The organism is Candidatus Omnitrophota bacterium (assembly GCA_013791745.1).
In the GTDB taxonomy this organism is placed as follows: domain Bacteria; phylum CG03; class CG03; order CG03; family CG03; genus CG03.
In genome coordinates this window covers 1-16,775 of record VMTH01000007.1, presented here as the reverse complement: position 1 = coordinate 16,775, position 16,775 = coordinate 1, and the positions used below count along the sequence as shown (strand labels likewise).

Sequence of the window (16,775 nt, the reverse complement as noted above, 5' to 3'; positions counted from 1 at the left end):
TCTTCATCACTTTTGCCTTCAACCGTTAGACGCCTGTCCTGAGCAAAAAGTTACAGGCCTGATTTTTGCCGTGAAGATCTTTTAGGCTTATCAGGGCCGTGAAAGGGGATGAAAGCGCTTATTTCCTCAATGTCCGAGGATATGGCGCAATCGGGAAGGGAGCGGAGGAATATTTTTCCGTATGAACTCAGGAGAACCCGCGGGTCAAGGACAGCTATAACGCCCCTGTCGGTCTTTGTTCTTATGAGCCTGCCCACGCCCTGCTTGAGCATGATCGCGGCCTGCGGTATCTGATAATGAGCGAAAGCGTTTTTGCCTTCCTCCTTCAGTTTCTCTATCCTCGCTTCTGTTAGGGGATTATCCGGCACCGCGAAGGGCAGTTTGAATATTATCACGCAGCGCAGCGCTTCTCCGGGGACATCCACGCCCTGCCAGAAGGAATTGGTTCCCAAAAGCACCGCCGAAGATTTGTTTTTAAATGTCTCAAGCAGTTGCCAGCGGTTCATCTGGCCCTGTTTCAGGAAATTCAGGCCAGGGATGTTCTTTTTGAGGTAGTCATGAGCTTTTTCCAGGCTCTTCCAGCTCGTGAAAAGAACGAAAGTGCCGCCGCCTGCGGCCGCGCATATACTGCCCATCCTCTCCAGCGCCTTTTGCTCGAATTCAGCGAAATCGCCGGCCGGTGAGGGAAGGTCCCCGGCTACGTAAAGCAGGGCCTGTTTTTTATAATCAAAAGGCGACCCGAGCCGCAGTTCTCCCGCGTTGATCATCCCGAGGCGTTCTTTCATATATTCAAAAGAATCGTTTACGCACATAGTCGCCGAAGTCATGATGACGGAATCAGTGTTTTTGTAGAGGGTCTGCCTGAGGATGCGTGAAACATCCAGCGGGCAGGAATACAGGCTTGCCCGCAGGCGCCGTCCGGCGGGCTTGATATCGGCCCAGTAAACAAAGTCCGGTTCGCTCTGCTCAAGAAACAATTCAAGGGCGTTTTTCGCTTCGCTGAGCCTCCCCGCGTAGGCGCCCAGTTCCGCGCCCTCGTCAGAGGTATCGCCGTTCTCGTCTTTCATTTTTGAGGCGGCAGCCCGCACCATACCGGACAGTTCTTGTATCGATGCCCCGGCGGCGCCGTTGAAGATATGCTTTTCGCGGACGCGCCGGAGTGTTTTTTCACGGCCGAAACGGGCGATAACAGCTCTGAAAAGTTCTTTCACATGCATTTCGGTTCTCGCGGCGCTTTTCAATATTTCGTCGGCGGTGCCGCTGTCCATGCCGAAATCCCGGCCGCCCGTGAGTCGGCCGAGGATGTATTTCATATTGCCGTAGGAAAATTCCGCGCCGAGATATTCGGCGGCGACATCTTCCGCGTTGTGGGCCTCGTCTATCAGCGCCGCGGCGTAGGGGGGGAGTATCTTATTGCCGGATGCGATATCCGTGAAAAAGAGATGATGGTTGGACACGAGGATATCCGCGTTTGAGCGTTCTATCTTGGAGCGGTTGTAGAAACACAGGCTGCCGTAAGGGCATTTTCTGCCGGTGCACATGTCTGATTCCCTGCACACTTCCATCCATATCTTATCGCTGATTTTGAATTCGGCGTCGAGTTTGACACCCGTTTTTGTTTTTCTGCTCCATCGCGCTATTTCATCCCATTCCCTGAGCTCGTCGTCATCTTTAAAAAGTCCGAGCTGGCGGCTCTTGTGGAGGCGCCGCAGGCAAAGGTAGTTGGCGCTTCCCAGACATAGCGCGAAATTGAATTTAAAAGGCAGGGCATTCAGCAGAAAAGGCAGGTCTTTTTTTGTGAGCTGTTCCTGCAGGGTTTTCGTGTATGTGGCGACAATGGCTCTTTTGCGCTTTGTCTTCGCGTATATTATCAGCGGCACGAGATAGGCGAGACTTTTGCCTATGCCTGTTCCCGCCTCGATTATGAGATGTTCGTTGGTCGCCAGAGACTCTTCTATGCGCAGAGCCATGTCGAGCTGTTCATCGCGGATCTCATAATTTTCCATGCCTGTGTCGACCATGCCGCCGCGGGTGAAGATCTCTGTCAGTTCGGGGTAATCTTTCATGTTCGTGACAATGATAGCAGAAAAGCCCTTTTTCCGCCAAAATTTTCAGATGGGCTTGTCCATTCCGGCTTTTTTGTTATAATGAAAAACAAAAAATATGCGGAGGATTGAAAAAATATGAAAATTATTTCAAAAATTGGTTTTGCTGTTGTGTTTTTTATCGCCGGCTGCGGCGGGCTGAAGCAGGAAAGTCCTTCGGCGCCTGTCGAAATATCCCCCCCGGCTGAGGAGACCCTTGTGAAAGAAAAGATAGCTGAAAAGAAAGAACTGCGGGCTGTTATGAAGATCCGCCACGGCGACGAGCCGCTCGGAGAAATAGTTATTAAACTCTATCCTGACAAAGCGCCTGTCACTGTTGAGAATTTTGTCGATCTGGCGAAGGGCGACAAGATGTTTATGGACCCGAGGACCCGCCAGCAGGTCAAGCGGCCTTTTTACAACGGCCTGATATTTCACAGGATAATAAAGAATTTCATGATACAGGGCGGATGTCCCATGGGAAACGGCACGGGCGGCCCCGGGTACCGCTTTAAAGACGAGTTCGACGGGAGCCTTGTTTTTGACAGGCTGGGACTTCTGGCAATGGCCAATTCAGGCCCCGGCACCAACGGAAGCCAGTTCTTTATAACGACTGTTCCCACGCCATGGCTCAACAACCGCCACACGATATTCGGCGAGGTCATTGAGGGGATGGATGTGGTCAAAAAGATAGAAGCGGTGAAGACTGGTTCCGGCGACAGGCCGCTGGAGTCTGTCATTCTGGAAGAGGTCATAATCAAATAAGAGATTTTTTGCCGTGAGGGAATTATTTTTCGGAGCGCAACGCCGTTGAGCCACTGGATAAAAATTGACATAAAGGAAAACTGGCGCACGGGGCTGAAACATTCTCCGCCCCTTGCGGCGGTTTCGGAAAAGGACAGGCCCTTATATCTTGCCGCCAGGCCCGGAGACATTCTCTGGTTCTATGCCATAAGGCCGGTGCGGGGTGTTGTGGGCTTTGCCAAAATAGCTAAAAAATACAAAGACGAAAAAAAACTTATTTTTATCCCCGAACTGAGAACAAGAAAGGTTCTTTTTCCGCTGCGGTTCCGTCTGGAGGATATTCATGCGGGCGATTCCAAAACATGGACGGACAATCACATCAACATAGGGGATTTCAAGCTTGACTGGACCGTGAATTTTCAGCCGCTGCTGGATGATCATTCAAAAAAACTGATAAAGCGCTCCGAGAAGCAGTTTGACATGGATTTTCTGACGCTGAAAGAATATATGAATTCCGCCGCGTAAGGAAAACCAGAACCGTCCCCGTTTTCCCCTGAAGAAGCTCTGCCTCAGGAATAAAGAATATTAAGGACGTCCCCTTTTCCCCTTTTCCCTTTTTCCGAAAATTGACAACCACATCCTTTTTTCTGTAAAATGAAAACAAGTATTGGGATTTGCAAAGTGTTCCAGCATTTTGTCGTTAAGAGTATGAATCATTCGGGTTAGCGATCGCGGATTGTAAAAAAGGAAGAGGAATACGATGAAAATAGCGGTATCGGGAAAAGGCGGCAGCGGAAAGACGACAATCGCCGCTCTTCTTGCGGTTATCCTGAAAGAAAGAGGATTCAAGGTCCTCGCGATAGACTGCGACCCGGACAGCAATCTACTGACTCTCTTTGACGCCAAAGCGGAGTTGCAGTCAATATCCGGATTGAAAGAGATGATAAAAGAAAGGACCGCCGCCGACGGCGGGCTTTTCAAACTGAACCCTTTCGTAAACGACCTGCCGGACAAATATTCACTGGACTTTGACGGGATAAGGATAATGCAGATAGGGAAATATACTAACAAGACCGGCTGTTTCTGCCCGGAAAACTCGCTCATAAAGGCTCTCATCAGTCACCTTGTCCTTGAAAGGGACGAGGCCGTGGTGCTTGATATGGAAGCCGGAATAGAACACTTGACGCGCGGTGTCGTTGCCGGAGTGGATATGCTCTTTCTAATCGTAGAGCCGGAAATAAAGAGCATTGAGACCGCCCGGAAGATCAAGGAGTTGGCGGAAAAGCTGGGCGTCAGGCATATAGAAATTATCGCGAACAAGATATGGGATGAGTCCGATAAGGATTATCTGCGCGGTAAAGTCGGCAAAATTGATTTCGCGGGATTTATTTCCTATAATCCAAATCTGCGGAAAGAACGAGGGAAATTGAAGGATACCGTACAGATAAAAAAAGAACTGGAAAAAATCCTGGACAGTTTAAAGTCAGTATTGAAAGAGCAATCGTTTGACGGTGACGAAACCCGCCTGCCGCCCAGGTAGGCATCGTTACCGTTAACTGTAACCGTTTATTAAGAGGAGGGAAATAATGAAGAAACCCACTGAATTGACCCATGATAAAGCGAGCAGGGAAGTTCTTGAAAAAAATCCGGATCTTGAAACCGCCTGGACCAGATACGAGAAAATGCTTCCCCAGTGCGGTTTCGGCGAGATGGGGCTCTGCTGTAAAAATTGTGTTATGGGGCCCTGCAGGATTGATCCGTTCGGCGAAGGTCCTCAGAAAGGCGTTTGCGGGGCTACCGCCGCAATAATTTCCGCAAGGAATCTCATAAGGATGATTGCCGCCGGCGCCGCTGCCCACTCCGACCACGGCCGGGATATTGCCCATACACTGCTCCTTGCCGCTGAGGGCAAGACAAAGGGATATTCAATCAAAGATAAAAAGAAACTTCTTGTTATTGCAGCGGAATACGGCGTAAAGACAGAGGGCCGGGATACTAACGCGATAGCAAAGGACGTGGCGGAAATAGCTTTCGCGGAGTTTTCACGGCAGCAGGGAGAACTCCTCTTTATTAAGCGTGCGCCGGAAAAAAGACAGAAAATCTGGAGAGACCTTAAAATAGTTCCGCGCGGCATAGACAGGGAAGTGGTCGATACCCTGCATAGAACTCATGTCGGCGCCGACAATGATGATGTCAACCTGCTGTTGCAGGGGTTACGAAATTCGCTGGCCGACGGCTGGGGCGGTTCTATGATCGCGACAGAACTTTCCGATATTCTGTTCGGAAGCCCCGAACCGATAAGGTCAAAAGTAAACCTCGGTGTTATAAGCAAAGACGAAGTGAACATAATCGTCCACGGCCATGAGCCGACATTATCCGATGTCATGGTCGATGCGGTACGGGACAAGGAGATGCTGGAATACGCGAAAAGCAAGGGGGCGAAAGGAATAAACCTTGCCGGGATCTGCTGCACGGCAAATGAGATACTTATGCGTCACGGAATACCCATTGCGGGAAATTTCCTGCAGCAGGAACTGGCGATCGCAACGGGCGCCGTTGAAGTTATGCTCGTGGACATCCAGTGCGTTATGCCGGCGCTGGGAGATCTCTGCCAGTGCTCACACACAAAACTTATTTCAACTTCTCCCAAGGCAAAATTTCCGTTTGCCGAGCATATTGAATTCAATGAGGAGAAAGCGTTTGACATTGCCAAGGGAATAGTGAAGATCGCCATAGACAACTTCCCCAACAGAATAGAAGCAAAGGTGAATATCCCCGATGTGACAATGGATCTTGTCGCGGGTTTTACCGCGGAATCTGTTTTTCAGTTCCTCGGCGGCAAATACCGGTCCACCTACCGGCCTCTGAACGATGCCATAATATCAGGCCGGCTGAGGGGAGCCGTGGGTATTGTCGGGTGCAACAACCCCAAACAGGTACACGATCTGTGTCATATCAGACTTACGGAGGAACTGATCAAGAGAGATGTGCTTGTCGTCACGACCGGCTGTTCCGCGATTGCCTCAGCGAAAGCGGGGCTTCTCAGGCCTGAAGCGAAAGATCTTTGCGGCCCGGGCCTGAAGGAAATATGCGAGACTGTGGGGATCCCGCCGGTCCTGCATCTGGGGTCCTGCGTTGATATATCAAGGATTCTCGTGATTCTGTGCAATGTCCTGAAGGAAGGCGGCCTGGGAGAGGATATCTCGGACCTGCCGGTGGCGGGCGCGGCTCCCGAATGGATGAGCGAAAAAGCCGTTGCGATCGCGTTTTACGCGGTGGGTTCGGGTATAACCACTTTTCTCGGCAATCCTTTGCCTGTCATAGGGAGTGAGAAAGTGAAGAAATTCCTGCTGGAGGATATTCATAAACTTGTCGGGGCGAATTTCGTTTTTGAGCCGGATCCGGTAAAGACGGCTGATATGATTGTAAAACTGCTGGACGAGAAAAGGGTGAAACTCAACCTGAAACCGTTAGCGGAAAAAAATTAAGCAGGGGGCAGCGATGAAAATAATATACATATCCCCTGAGAAATGCCTTGCCTGCAGGAGCTGTCAGCTCGCCTGCGCGGTTGCTCATTCTAAAAGCAGGGAATTGGCTAAAGCAATTGCGGAAGAACCGCGGCCGGCAGCCAGGATCAGTGTAATCGGCTGCGACGATGTGACTCTCCCTCTTCAGTGCCGTCACTGCGAGGACGCGCCGTGCGTTGCGGTATGCCCCTCCGGGGCTTTAAGTAAAGAAGAAAACGGGATTGTTTTTTTGGACAGCGAATCGTGCATAGGATGCGATTTCTGCGTTATCGCATGCCCCTTCGGTGTTATCAAAACAAACAGGGAAGGCAAAGCCGTGATAAAATGCGATTTATGCAGGGAAAGGCTGAAACAGGGCGAAGAGCCGGCCTGCGCTGCGGCCTGTCCTACAAAAGCGCTGGTTTTTGTAGAGCCGACGGAAATCTCAAGGGAGAAGACGAGAAGATTTTTGACCGAGTTTAAGAAATGATAAAACAGGATTTATAGAGAATGACGAATCTGATAAGAGTTCTGCAGGATATCCAGAGAGAATGCGGGTATCTTAAGAGAGAGAAGCTGGAAGAGGTTTCTCACAGGCTGGATATACCCATGTCGCGTATTTATTCCGTAGCGACATTTTATAAATCTTTTTCGCTCGTCCCTCCGGCAAAGCACAAAATAATGGTATGCATGGGAACTGCATGCTATGTAAGGGGCGCCCCCCGGATCGTGGAGAGGATCACACAGGTATTGGGGATAAATCCCGGGGATTCCACAAAAGACGGGAATTTCAAGCTTGAGACCGTCAACTGCATAGGGGCCTGCGCCCTTGGCCCGCTGGTAATGATCGACGACGACTATCACGGAAAAATGACTCCCCAGAAAATAGTAAAGGTCCTGGAGAAATACAAATGACAGGGACGATAGTGTCGGTTTGCTGCGGGACAGGGTGTTCCGCACAGGGTGCGGGAGAAGTCCTGAAGAAGTTCAGGGAGTTATTGCCCGCTGACAATATGCAGGTTAAAGCCGTGTCAAAAATGACTGGCTGTCACGGGTTTTGCGAAAGAGGCCCGCTGGTAGTCATAAGGAATGACGCCAAAAGCATTTTTTATCAGAAAATAAAAGCGGAGGATGTAGAAAGGATTGTTGAAAAGACCGTTTTAAAGGGTGAGATAATTGAAGAGTTCCTTTATGAAGACGAAGTATCAAAAACAAAAATCGTTGAAGAAGAACAGGTTCCTTTTTACAAATACCAGAAACGGATTCTTTTTGAGAATAACGGCAGGATTGACCCGACGGATATTAAGGATTACACGGATCTCGGAGGATATAAAGCTCTTGAAAAAGCGCTTGGGATGAGTCCGGACGCGATAGTGGAAGAAGTAAAAACCTCAGGCCTGCGCGGCCGGGGAGGCGGCGGTTTCCCGACTTGGAGGAAATGGGATTCCTGCAGGAAATCGCAGGTGTCCGATACGCGATATATTATCTGCAATGCTGACGAGGGAGACCCCGGCTGTTTCCAGGACAGGAGCATCCTCGAGGGTAATCCTCATCTTGTAATAGAGGGCATGATCATAGGGGCTTTTGCAATACAATCAAACAAAGGTTTCATTTACGTCAGGGCGGAGTACCCGCTCGCGGTGAAACATCTTGAAATCGCCCTCAACCAGGCGATGGCAAAAGGGTTTCTCGGTAAAAATATTCTTAATTCCGGTTTTGATTTTGAGATTGAGATCGTGCAGGGCGCAGGGGCTTTCGTCTGCGGCGAGTCAAGCGCTCTTATGGCTTCAATAGAAGGACGTCTCGGAGAGCCGCGGGTGAAGCATATCCACGCAACGGACAAAGGCTTATGGGACAAACCGACCGCTCTAAATAATGTGAAGACCTGGGCGTCGGTCACGCTGATCATCAAAAACGGCGGGAAGTGGTTTTCCTCCATCGGCACGGAGAATTCAAAGGGGACGATGATTTTTTCCCTCGTCGGGAAAGTGAGGAACACGGGGCTTGTTGAGGTCCCGATGGGAATCACCCTGAGGGATCTGATTTTCAAGATAGGCGGCGGGATCATAGGCGGAAAGAAATTCAAGGCGGTTCAGACCGGGGGGCCGTCAGGAGGCAATATCCCGGAGAAATACCTTGATCTCCCTGTTGATTACGAGGCCCTGACCGAGGCCGGCAGCATGATGGGGAGCGGCGGTATGGTCGTGATGGACGAGGATACCTGCATGGTGCAGGTGGCAAGGTATTTTCTTTCCTTTACGCAGGAGGAATCCTGCGGAAAATGCACTCCCTGCAGGGAAGGCACTTACCTGATGCTGAAGATACTTGACAGGTTTATTGAGGGGAAAGCGGATGAGAATGACCTGACCGAACTGGAAAAGATTTCGCGGATGGTAAAGGAGACTTCTCTGTGCGGGCTGGGGAAAGCCGCGCCGAACCCCGTACTTACTACTCTGAAATATTTCAGGGACGAATACCTGGCGCACATAAAGGGGATTTGTCCCGCAAAAGTCTGCCCCGCGCTGATTAAATACGAAATACTGGAAAAAGAGTGCACCGGCTGCACGCTGTGCGCTAAGAACTGTCCTCAGGATGCGATCACCGGAGAGAAAAAGAAACCTCACGTCATTGTTCAGGGGAAGTGTATAAAATGCGGGATATGTCTGGAGGTATGTAACTTCGGCGCTGTGACAAAAATATGATTGGGATTACTATAGACGGGAAAAAAGTGGAGACCGAAAAGGATAGGACGATCCTCGAGGCCGCGCTTGAGAATGGGTTTGACATACCGCATCTGTGCTGGCATCCCTCTCTTGAACCCTATGCCTCCTGCAGAGTATGCCTGGTCGAAGTTGAAAAGAAAGGCTGGAAGACTCTTACGACATCCTGCACATATCCGGTCAGCGAAGGGCTTATAATTTTTACTGATTCAGAAAAAGTAGTGAGCGCAAGAAAAGTTGTCATCAGTCAACTGTTCTCGCTGGCGCCGGAAGCGGAAGAAATTAAAAAACTTGCGCGGAAGTACGGAGCGGCGGATGTTTCCAGGGTTGCGGGCAAAGAACCGGATAATTGTATACGTTGCGGGCTCTGCATCAGGGTTTGTAAGGAGCTGATAGGCCGGGAAGCAATAGGTTTTGTGAACCGGGGCAGGGCGAGGATCCCCGAAACGCCGTTCCTGGATGAGAATCCGGCCTGCATGGCCTGCGGGGCCTGCGCATACCTCTGCCCGACAGGAAGGATAAAGGTTAAAGACGGCAAAGCGCGGGAAATCGAAGTATGGCACAAAAAAGAGGAATTAGCGGCCTGCAATAAATGCGGGGAAAAATATGCTTCACTGAAACAGGTTGAAGAAGCGAAAAAGAAAATAAAAAATGATAAACTAAATGAGATTCTCAACCTCTGCCCTGCGTGCAGGAAGCAAAGAATAACGGAGAATTTTAAGAATACGGGAGGTATTGATGTCTAAGATAGTTGCGAGTGCGGCGATACGGGGAGCAAGGCAGTTATTCAATGAAGCGAAGACTTCGTGGGAGAATGCGGTAAAGGATAAGGGCGGGTCCTGCGAAGTCGGATTTCCGCAAACGGCTTTTTATTTTCCGATGGCGTGCGCCCTTATGGGCCTGGACGTGAAAAAGCTGAAGGATATTCAGCCTGTTATAGAGGAAGCGCAGTCCCTTTTAAGCGAGGAGCCCAGCAGCAGCCTGAATCTCCCGTATCTGGGTGATGCCCTGGACAGCGGGATCGCGGCGCTCTTGTGCGAAGAGATAATATGCGCGCTCAGGTACCTTTACGAAAAGGAACCGCAGGATGACTGCGAAGGTTTTTTTTCGGATACGATCCTGCGCTCTCTCGGCATACAGCTCGTCGACGGCCGGCTTCCGGGTTTCGCGGCGATTCTCGGCGCGGCTCCGGACAGTAAAACCGCTGTTGATATCGTGAGGGAATTTCAGAAAAGGCAGATCCTCACTTTTGTCGGTTCGTCGTCAAATGGCAAGTCTATTATTGACCAGCTGAAAGAAGAAGGTATGGAAATGGGCTGGGACACATATATTGTGCCTTACGGCAGGGACACGGTTACGGCGATTTATCCGCTGAACTGGGCAATCAGGGGCGCACTGACATTCGGAGGTTTAAAGAAAGGTCAGGCAAAGGAATGCCTTTTATACTGCAAGGAGAGGGTGTTCGCCTTCGGACTTACGCTGGGTCCGCTCGACGATATAAAATACGCGACAGGAGCGGGCGCTATAAACATGGGTTTCCCGGTAATTACTGATATGGAGACTCCTGAAATACTGCCTACGGGAATATGCACTTTCGAACACATAGTGAATGAACTTGATTATAAAAAAATCGTGCCCACCTGCATAGAAGTGAGAGGTGTTAAGGTTACGGTAAGCGATATACCGATACCTGTCGCGTATTCCGCCGCTTTTGAAGGCGAGCGGGTAAGAAAGGAACAGACATTCGTCCAGTTCGGCGGCAAGTACAGCGCAAGCTTTGAATTCGTCACCGCTAAAAACTCTGAAGAAATAGAGGACGGAAAAATCGATCTGAACGGTCCGGACGTTGACGCTATGGAAGAAGGCCAGGCTTACCCGCTTATGATCATGGTCGAAGTCGCGGGCAGAAAAATGCAGAGCGATTTTGAGCCCATACTTGAAAGGCAGATCCACACCGTCATAAACCAGGCGCACGGCATATTCCACATGGGACAGAGGGACATGAACTGGATGAGGATTTCAAAAGAGGCGAAGGAAAAAGGCTTCACTCTTAGGCATTTCGGTGTGATCATACATGCGCGGCTCCACGAGATGTTCGGCGCCATCGTGGACAAGATACAGGTGAGGATAAGCACGGTCGGAGAAGAAGTGGAAAAGAACCTGTCGGTTGCAAAGAAAGTGTATGACGACAGAGACGAAAGGATGGCCGGGATGACCGACGAGAGCGTGGAAGACTTCTATACCTGCACGCTCTGCCAGAGTTTCGCTCCGACCCACGTGTGTATTGTAAAGCCCGAGCGCATAGGCCTGTGTGGAGCATACAACTGGCTGGACTGCAAGGCCAGTTATGAAATAAACCCTAAAGGCCCGAACCAGCCGGTCAAGAAAGGAAGAGTCCTCGACGCCGAATTAGGTGAATGGGAAGGGATAAACGAAGCTATACAAAATCATTCAAACAAAACCCTTGAGAAGTTCCACGCTTATTCAATTATGAGTTTCCCCGAAACTTCCTGCGGGTGCTTTGAGATGATCCTCGCGATAGTACCTGAAGCAAACGGTTTCATGGTGGTAAACAGGGAATTCGCGGGAATGACTCCGGCGGGCATGACATTCACGACTCTCGCCGGCACCGTCGGCGGCGGCCAGCAGACACCCGGTTTCATGGGCGTGGGCAGACTGTATCTTCTGTCAAAGAAGTTCCTCCGGGCGGACGGCGGAATAAAGCGCATTGTCTGGATGCCGAAGGAATTGAAGGAATTTCTGGGCGATAAATTCAAAAAGCTCTGTGAAGAGGAAGGGGTTCCTGGTCTACTGGATAAGATCGCGGACGAGAGTGCGGCAACAGACGCGGAAAAACTGGTCGAGTACCTGCAGCAGTCCCAGCATCCGGCGCTCGAGATGGACCCGCTGATGTGAGTGTAGAAATCGCGAATTTGTGGATGTATATTATTAAAGAGGGGGATAGATTATGGCTTTGACAGGTCTTCAGATTTATAAGTTTCTGCCGAAAACAAACTGTAAGAAATGCGGTTTACCGACATGCCTTGCATTCGCGATGGCTCTGGCGCAGAAGAAAGCGTCACTTGATAAATGCCCGGACATAGACGCGGCCGGGAAACAGGCACTTGAGAGCGCCTCGCAGCCGCCGATGGCTACTTTGAAATTCGGTATTAAGGACAATGAGATAGAGCTGGGAGGAGAGACTGTCCTGTTCCGCCATGAAAAGACTTTTTTTCACGCTCCGGCGCTGGTAATCCTGCTCAGCGATTCTCTTCCCGAGGAAGAATTCAAGTCAAAAATTGAAAACATCAGGAAAATGGAATTTGAGCGCGTGGGTATGATGTTCGGGATAGACGCCGTAGCGCTTAAAAACGATTCCGGTAATGCTGAAACTTTTGCCGCCAGGGCGGCCGCCGCTTCAGAAATACCGCTTGTCCTTATCAGCGAAGACATTGGATCTGTTAAAAAAGCAAGAGCAGGCATTTCAACCCAGCGTCCTGTCGTAATCGGCGCCGACGCGGGAAACTGCGAAGAGTGGGCGAAAATGGCACAGGAGACTGACTGTATCCTGGCGGTGAAGGGGAAAGACCTTGAGGAGGTTGCCGAAACCTCACAGAAGATACAGGCGCAGGGATTCAAGAACATCATGCTCTGCCCTAAGGCGGAAAATATGAAAGAGGCGCTGCACTCATTAACGTCTTCATGGAGGCTGTGCCTGAAAAAGAGTTACAGGCCGCTCGGATATCCTCTTATAGGAATGGCGGGGGGAGACATCGCTCTTGCGGCAAACTTTGTATGCAAATATGCCGGCATGGTAATTGTTGAGACGGAGAAATACGAGGAACTGCTTGCTCTTATCACACTGAGGCTCAATATTTACACTGACCCTCAGAAACCCCTTATGATGGAAGCAAAACTTTACGAAGTCGGGAAACCCGATGAGAATTCGCCGGTTATTGTCACAACGAATTTTTCACTGACTTTCTACACGGTTCAGCCGGAGATAGAAAACTCTAAAATACCGGCATGGCTGCTTATAACGGATTCGGAGGGACAGTCGGTTCTCACGGCATGGGCAGCGGACAAATTTAACGCCGAGGTTATAGCGCAGTCGCTTCAGAAATGCGGTGTGGCGGAGAAGGTGAAGCACAAGAAGCTGATCATCCCGGGTTATGTCGCGGTTTTGAAGGCGAAGGTCGAGGAGGAGAGCGGCTGGGAAGTCCTTGTAGGGCCCAAAGAGGCATCGGCTCTCCCTAAATATCTCAAGGAATCCTGGAGATGACGGATCGATGATTGAAGTTCTGATCCTGCCGGACAAAAAGAAACTGAAAGCGGAGAAGGGTACGGATTTGCTGACCATCATAAACAGCAGCGGCATTTTCATGAACTCGACATGCGCGGGGGAAGGGACCTGCGGAAAATGCAGGGTAAAGATACTGAAGGGCGGTTATAAATCCCGATCGGCGCAGTTCTTAACTAAAGAAGAGGAAAAGGAAAAGACTGTTCTCGCCTGTCTTACGATACCGGAAAGTGACCTTGAACTGGAGATTCCGTATTCGAGCCGGGTTGAGGAACTGGATATACTTGAGGGAGAGGTGTCCCGTCAGGAACTTGAGCCTTCTTCCCTCGCGGAAAATATTTTTTCTCCGGAGCCTATCGTGGAAAAGCATTTTCTTGAGCTCTCCCCGCCTGTTCTCGCGGAGCCCACTGCTGATTTTGAAAGGGTAAAAACCGCTCTTCTTGAAAAGGGCTGTCCGGTGAAAGAAATTCCGCTTCAGCTTCTGAGGCGCATACCCTATATCCTCCGCGGCGCCGGCTGGAAAGTGACAGTAGCCGTATGTGACGGGGAAATCATAGACTTTGAAGCGGGAAACAGGGTAAAGGAGAACTACGGGATTGCCCTGGACATCGGCACGACTACGCTTGTCGCCTACCTTATAGATATGGAAAAGCAGGAAGTTATATCAACGGCTTCGTCCTACAATCCGCAGATCCCCATGGGAGAAGACGTAATCACCAGGATCATACAGGTTGAAGAAAAAAACAGTATGCAGCATATGCATTCATCCCTGATAACGGCTGTAAACAAGATGATACAGAAGATGATTCTGGAGAAAAACGTATCGGGTAACAATGTCTACATTCTTCTTGCCGGGGGCAACACCACGATGACCCATTTCTTTTATAAACTGCCTCCGGGATTTATAAGGCGCAGCCCGTATGTGCCGCTGCTCGGTTCTGCCGTAGTTCTGACGGCGAGAGAACTGAATATACGGATAAGCCCGTTTGCGAAAGTTACGGCTCTGCCGTGTCCTTCCGCCTGGGTGGGAGGGGATATAGTGGCGGGCGTTCTTGCCTCGGGAATATATGATTTTTCTGTTTTATCCATGTTCGTTGACCTCGGCACCAACGGCGAGGTAGTCATAGGCAACAAGGACTGGCTGGCTTCATGTTCCACAAGCGCCGGACCCTGTTTTGAAGGCGGCGGAATTTCTTCGGGTATAAGAGCCATATCCGGCGCCATAGAGAAAGTCAGAATATCAAACGGCAAAGTAACTTATAAGACGATCAAGAACAAGAAACCGCTGGGGATATGCGGGAGCGGGCTCATATCTTTGACGGCTCAGATGATTTCCGAGCGCATCATCCAGCGGGATGGAAAATTCATTTCCGGAGCTCCCGGCGTGACAGAAAAAGGATTCCTTGTTGTGAAAGGGGACGAAACACGCTACGGGAAGGATATATATATCACCGAACCGGATATCAAAAATCTTATTAATTCCAAGGGAGCCATTTTTACCGGGATATTCGTCTTGCTGAAAGAACTCGGCCTGACGATTGACAACATACAGAGGTTTTATATATCGGGAGGCCTCGGAACGGCTATGGACATAAAGGACGCTGTTTACATAGGGCTTTTACCGGACATACCGCTGGACCTTTTTGTCTTCCTGGGGAACTCCTCCATTACCGGAGAGAAGATGTGCATACTGAGCCGTGAGGCGAAGAATATAACCGAGGAGATAAATAAAAAAATGACGTATATTGATCTGTCTTCGAATTCATTTTTTATGCAGGAGTACACGGCAAGCCTGTTTTTTCCTCACACCAACCTTGATCTGTTCCCCAATGTGAGGAAGCAGTATGAGAAATGATTGCGGATTGGTGATTGGTGATTGTTTTGTTTAAATCCGAAATCTGATAGGAGAAATCTGATTATGAGAATAGCATTAGCAGGAAAGGGCGGAGTCGGCAAGACCACGCTGGCAGCTCTTTTTGTGAGCGCTTTCATGGACAAAGGAGTAAAACCTGTGCTCGTAGTTGACGCGGATTCCAATTCCAATCTGAACGTTCTTCTCGGGATTAATTATGAAAAGACGATCGCTGACATACGAGAGGAAGTGAAAAACGATCCGCCTCCGGCGGGAATGTCGAGGCCGCAGTATTTCGCCCTTCAGGTTGAAGAGGCCATCACCGAGGGCGGCCCTGTCGATTTCATCGCGATGGGCCATCACGAGGGGAGGGACTGCTACTGCTCGATAAACAACATTCTCAGGGAATTCCTCGGCGGTATGCGGAAACGGTACCCCGTGGAAATTATAGACAACGAAGCCGGGCTTGAACATTTATCGCGTCAGACCGACGGTAAAGTTGACTGGCTTATTTTTGTGGCCAATAAAGACAGGGTGAGCCTGGATACCGTAAAAAACAGCCTGTCTCTGCTGGAGAAACTCAAGATCCGTGCCGATAATGTCGGACTTGTAATAAACAGGACTGATGAAATTCCATCTTACGCGTCAGATATTGGTATTGAAGTTATAGGGGTGCTGCCATATGATAAGGTGATAGAAAACAGCGCTGAATCAGGGAGCCCTCTGGGAAAAACAGAACCGGCGACCAAAGAAGTAATAGATGGTATAATGAAAAAGCTGGAAAGTAAATCATGAAATGCGAGGTGATATTATGGATATTGTAAAGGAAAAATCAAGCGGCAGAGTAAGCGAAGTGAAGATCGGCAAAGGCGAGAAAGAAGTGACGGTAGGGGGCCACGGAACGCTGCCTTTTCTTGATTTTGAAGGGGATACCGGTCACCGTCCGATTCTTGCGCTGGAAGTGCGCGACTGGCTGAATCCCGACTGGAACCCGTATCTCCTTGAGTACTGGAAAGACGCGGCAAGTATAGCGGAATGGGTAAAGAAAGCGGAGAGTTTTTCTCCCGACCTTCTCTGCGTGCGTTTTATGTCGGCCGACCCTGATACGAAAAATACGTCTGCGGAGGACGCGGTGAAGACTCTTGAGGAAGTGCTTAAGAATACAACACTTCCGCTTATTGTTACAGGATGCGGCAATGTCGCAAAAGACCAGGAAATCATTCCCTCCCTGACGGAGGCGGCCAAGGGTGAAAACGTACTTTTCGGAATAGCTGTAAAAGACAACTATAAGACTCTTGCCGCCGCGGCCCTTGCCGGCGGACATTCCCTTATTGCCGAGACGCCCCTTGACATAAATCTGGCAAAACAGCTGAACATTCTAATTTCCGATATGGGGCTGGGCACTGATAAAATTGTCATGCACCACAGCACGGGCGGATTAGGCTACGGGCTTGAATACTGTTATTCAATTATGGAAAGGTGCCGGTTGGCAGCCCTTTCGGGCGATGCTATGATGTCGCCGCCTGTTCTTAATTTTATCGGGCAGGAATGCTGGAAAACGAAGGAAGC

The 16,775-nt window shown here is 49.9% G+C and carries 14 protein-coding genes; 13 read left to right on the top strand and 1 reads right to left on the bottom strand.

All coding sequences use genetic code 11. From position 1 onward, the window contains the following. Positions 1–50: 50 nt before the first annotated feature. Entirely contained in the window at positions 51–2,066 is a 2,016-nt protein-coding gene (locus FP827_00295) for a DEAD/DEAH box helicase (protein MBA3051526.1), read from the bottom strand. A gap of 279 nt (positions 2,067–2,345) precedes the next feature. Here FP827_00295 and FP827_00290 point away from each other — a divergent pair, with 279 nt between their 5' ends. The 13 genes from FP827_00290 to FP827_00230 form a co-directional block, all read left to right on the top strand. Continuing rightward, positions 2,346–2,849, top strand: a complete 504-nt coding sequence (locus tag FP827_00290) for a peptidylprolyl isomerase (protein ID MBA3051525.1) — start codon at positions 2,346–2,348, stop codon at positions 2,847–2,849. Between the two features lie 45 nt (positions 2,850–2,894). Beyond that, complete coding sequence (locus tag FP827_00285; GenBank protein ID MBA3051524.1) at positions 2,895–3,353, top strand: hypothetical protein; 459 nt, start codon at positions 2,895–2,897, stop codon at positions 3,351–3,353. 235 nt (positions 3,354–3,588) lie between these two features. Further along, positions 3,589–4,368, top strand: a complete 780-nt coding sequence (locus FP827_00280; protein MBA3051523.1) for an AAA family ATPase — start codon at positions 3,589–3,591, stop codon at positions 4,366–4,368. 46 nt (positions 4,369–4,414) lie between these two features. Then, positions 4,415–6,316, top strand: coding sequence for an anaerobic carbon-monoxide dehydrogenase catalytic subunit (cooS, locus tag FP827_00275; GenBank protein MBA3051522.1), 1,902 nt, complete (start codon positions 4,415–4,417; stop codon positions 6,314–6,316). A gap of 13 nt (positions 6,317–6,329) precedes the next feature. Next, entirely contained in the window at positions 6,330–6,824 is a 495-nt protein-coding gene (locus tag FP827_00270; GenBank protein MBA3051521.1) for a 4Fe-4S dicluster domain-containing protein, read from the top strand. A 20-nt stretch (positions 6,825–6,844) separates the two neighbouring features. Next, on the top strand, positions 6,845–7,249 hold the full coding sequence (locus FP827_00265) for an NAD(P)H-dependent oxidoreductase subunit E (protein MBA3051520.1): 405 nt from the start codon (positions 6,845–6,847) through the stop codon (positions 7,247–7,249). After that, the gene (locus FP827_00260) at positions 7,246–9,036 is read left to right on the top strand and encodes a 4Fe-4S dicluster domain-containing protein (protein MBA3051519.1); all 1,791 of its coding nucleotides are present in this window, start codon (positions 7,246–7,248) and stop codon (positions 9,034–9,036) included. The genes FP827_00265 and FP827_00260 overlap by 4 nt, the downstream gene beginning before the upstream one ends. Further along, positions 9,033–9,800 carry a 2Fe-2S iron-sulfur cluster binding domain-containing protein gene (locus FP827_00255; protein ID MBA3051518.1) on the top strand — a complete coding sequence of 256 codons (768 nt, stop codon included), beginning with the start codon at positions 9,033–9,035 and terminating at the stop codon, positions 9,798–9,800. The genes FP827_00260 and FP827_00255 overlap by 4 nt, the downstream gene beginning before the upstream one ends. After that, positions 9,793–11,970: a CO dehydrogenase/CO-methylating acetyl-CoA synthase complex subunit beta gene (gene cdhC, locus FP827_00250; GenBank protein ID MBA3051517.1), complete on the top strand. Its 2,178-nt coding sequence runs from the start codon at positions 9,793–9,795 to the stop codon at positions 11,968–11,970. Before FP827_00255 ends, cdhC begins: the two co-directional genes overlap by 8 nt. A 52-nt stretch (positions 11,971–12,022) precedes the next feature. Continuing rightward, positions 12,023–13,336 (top strand): acetyl-CoA decarbonylase/synthase complex subunit gamma, encoded by a 1,314-nt coding sequence (locus FP827_00245; GenBank protein MBA3051516.1) that lies wholly within the window; start codon positions 12,023–12,025, stop codon positions 13,334–13,336. A gap of 7 nt (positions 13,337–13,343) precedes the next feature. Continuing rightward, positions 13,344–15,209, top strand: a complete 1,866-nt coding sequence (locus tag FP827_00240; GenBank protein ID MBA3051515.1) for a DUF4445 domain-containing protein — start codon at positions 13,344–13,346, stop codon at positions 15,207–15,209. Positions 15,210–15,272: 63 nt separating this feature from the next. Then, on the top strand, positions 15,273–16,001 hold the full coding sequence (locus FP827_00235) for an AAA family ATPase (GenBank protein ID MBA3051514.1): 729 nt from the start codon (positions 15,273–15,275) through the stop codon (positions 15,999–16,001). A 1-nt stretch (position 16,002) separates the two neighbouring features. After that, positions 16,003–16,775 (top strand): acetyl-CoA decarbonylase/synthase complex subunit delta (locus tag FP827_00230; GenBank protein ID MBA3051513.1); only part of this gene is annotated, 773 nt, incomplete at its 3' end.

Coding starts and splice junctions, on each gene's coding strand:
- FP827_00295 (MBA3051526.1), bottom strand. CDS start 2,066: ATGAAAGATTACCCCGAACTGACAGAGATCTTCACCCGCGGCGGCATG.
- FP827_00290 (MBA3051525.1), top strand. CDS start 2,346: ATGAAGATCCGCCACGGCGACGAGCCGCTCGGAGAAATAGTTATTAAA.
- FP827_00280 (MBA3051523.1), top strand. CDS start 3,589: ATGAAAATAGCGGTATCGGGAAAAGGCGGCAGCGGAAAGACGACAATC.
- cooS (MBA3051522.1), top strand. CDS start 4,415: ATGAAGAAACCCACTGAATTGACCCATGATAAAGCGAGCAGGGAAGTT.
- FP827_00270 (MBA3051521.1), top strand. CDS start 6,330: ATGAAAATAATATACATATCCCCTGAGAAATGCCTTGCCTGCAGGAGC.
- FP827_00265 (MBA3051520.1), top strand. CDS start 6,845: ATGACGAATCTGATAAGAGTTCTGCAGGATATCCAGAGAGAATGCGGG.
- FP827_00260 (MBA3051519.1), top strand. CDS start 7,246: ATGACAGGGACGATAGTGTCGGTTTGCTGCGGGACAGGGTGTTCCGCA.
- FP827_00255 (MBA3051518.1), top strand. CDS start 9,033: ATGATTGGGATTACTATAGACGGGAAAAAAGTGGAGACCGAAAAGGAT.
- cdhC (MBA3051517.1), top strand. CDS start 9,793: ATGTCTAAGATAGTTGCGAGTGCGGCGATACGGGGAGCAAGGCAGTTA.
- FP827_00245 (MBA3051516.1), top strand. CDS start 12,023: ATGGCTTTGACAGGTCTTCAGATTTATAAGTTTCTGCCGAAAACAAAC.
- FP827_00240 (MBA3051515.1), top strand. CDS start 13,344: ATGATTGAAGTTCTGATCCTGCCGGACAAAAAGAAACTGAAAGCGGAG.
- FP827_00235 (MBA3051514.1), top strand. CDS start 15,273: ATGAGAATAGCATTAGCAGGAAAGGGCGGAGTCGGCAAGACCACGCTG.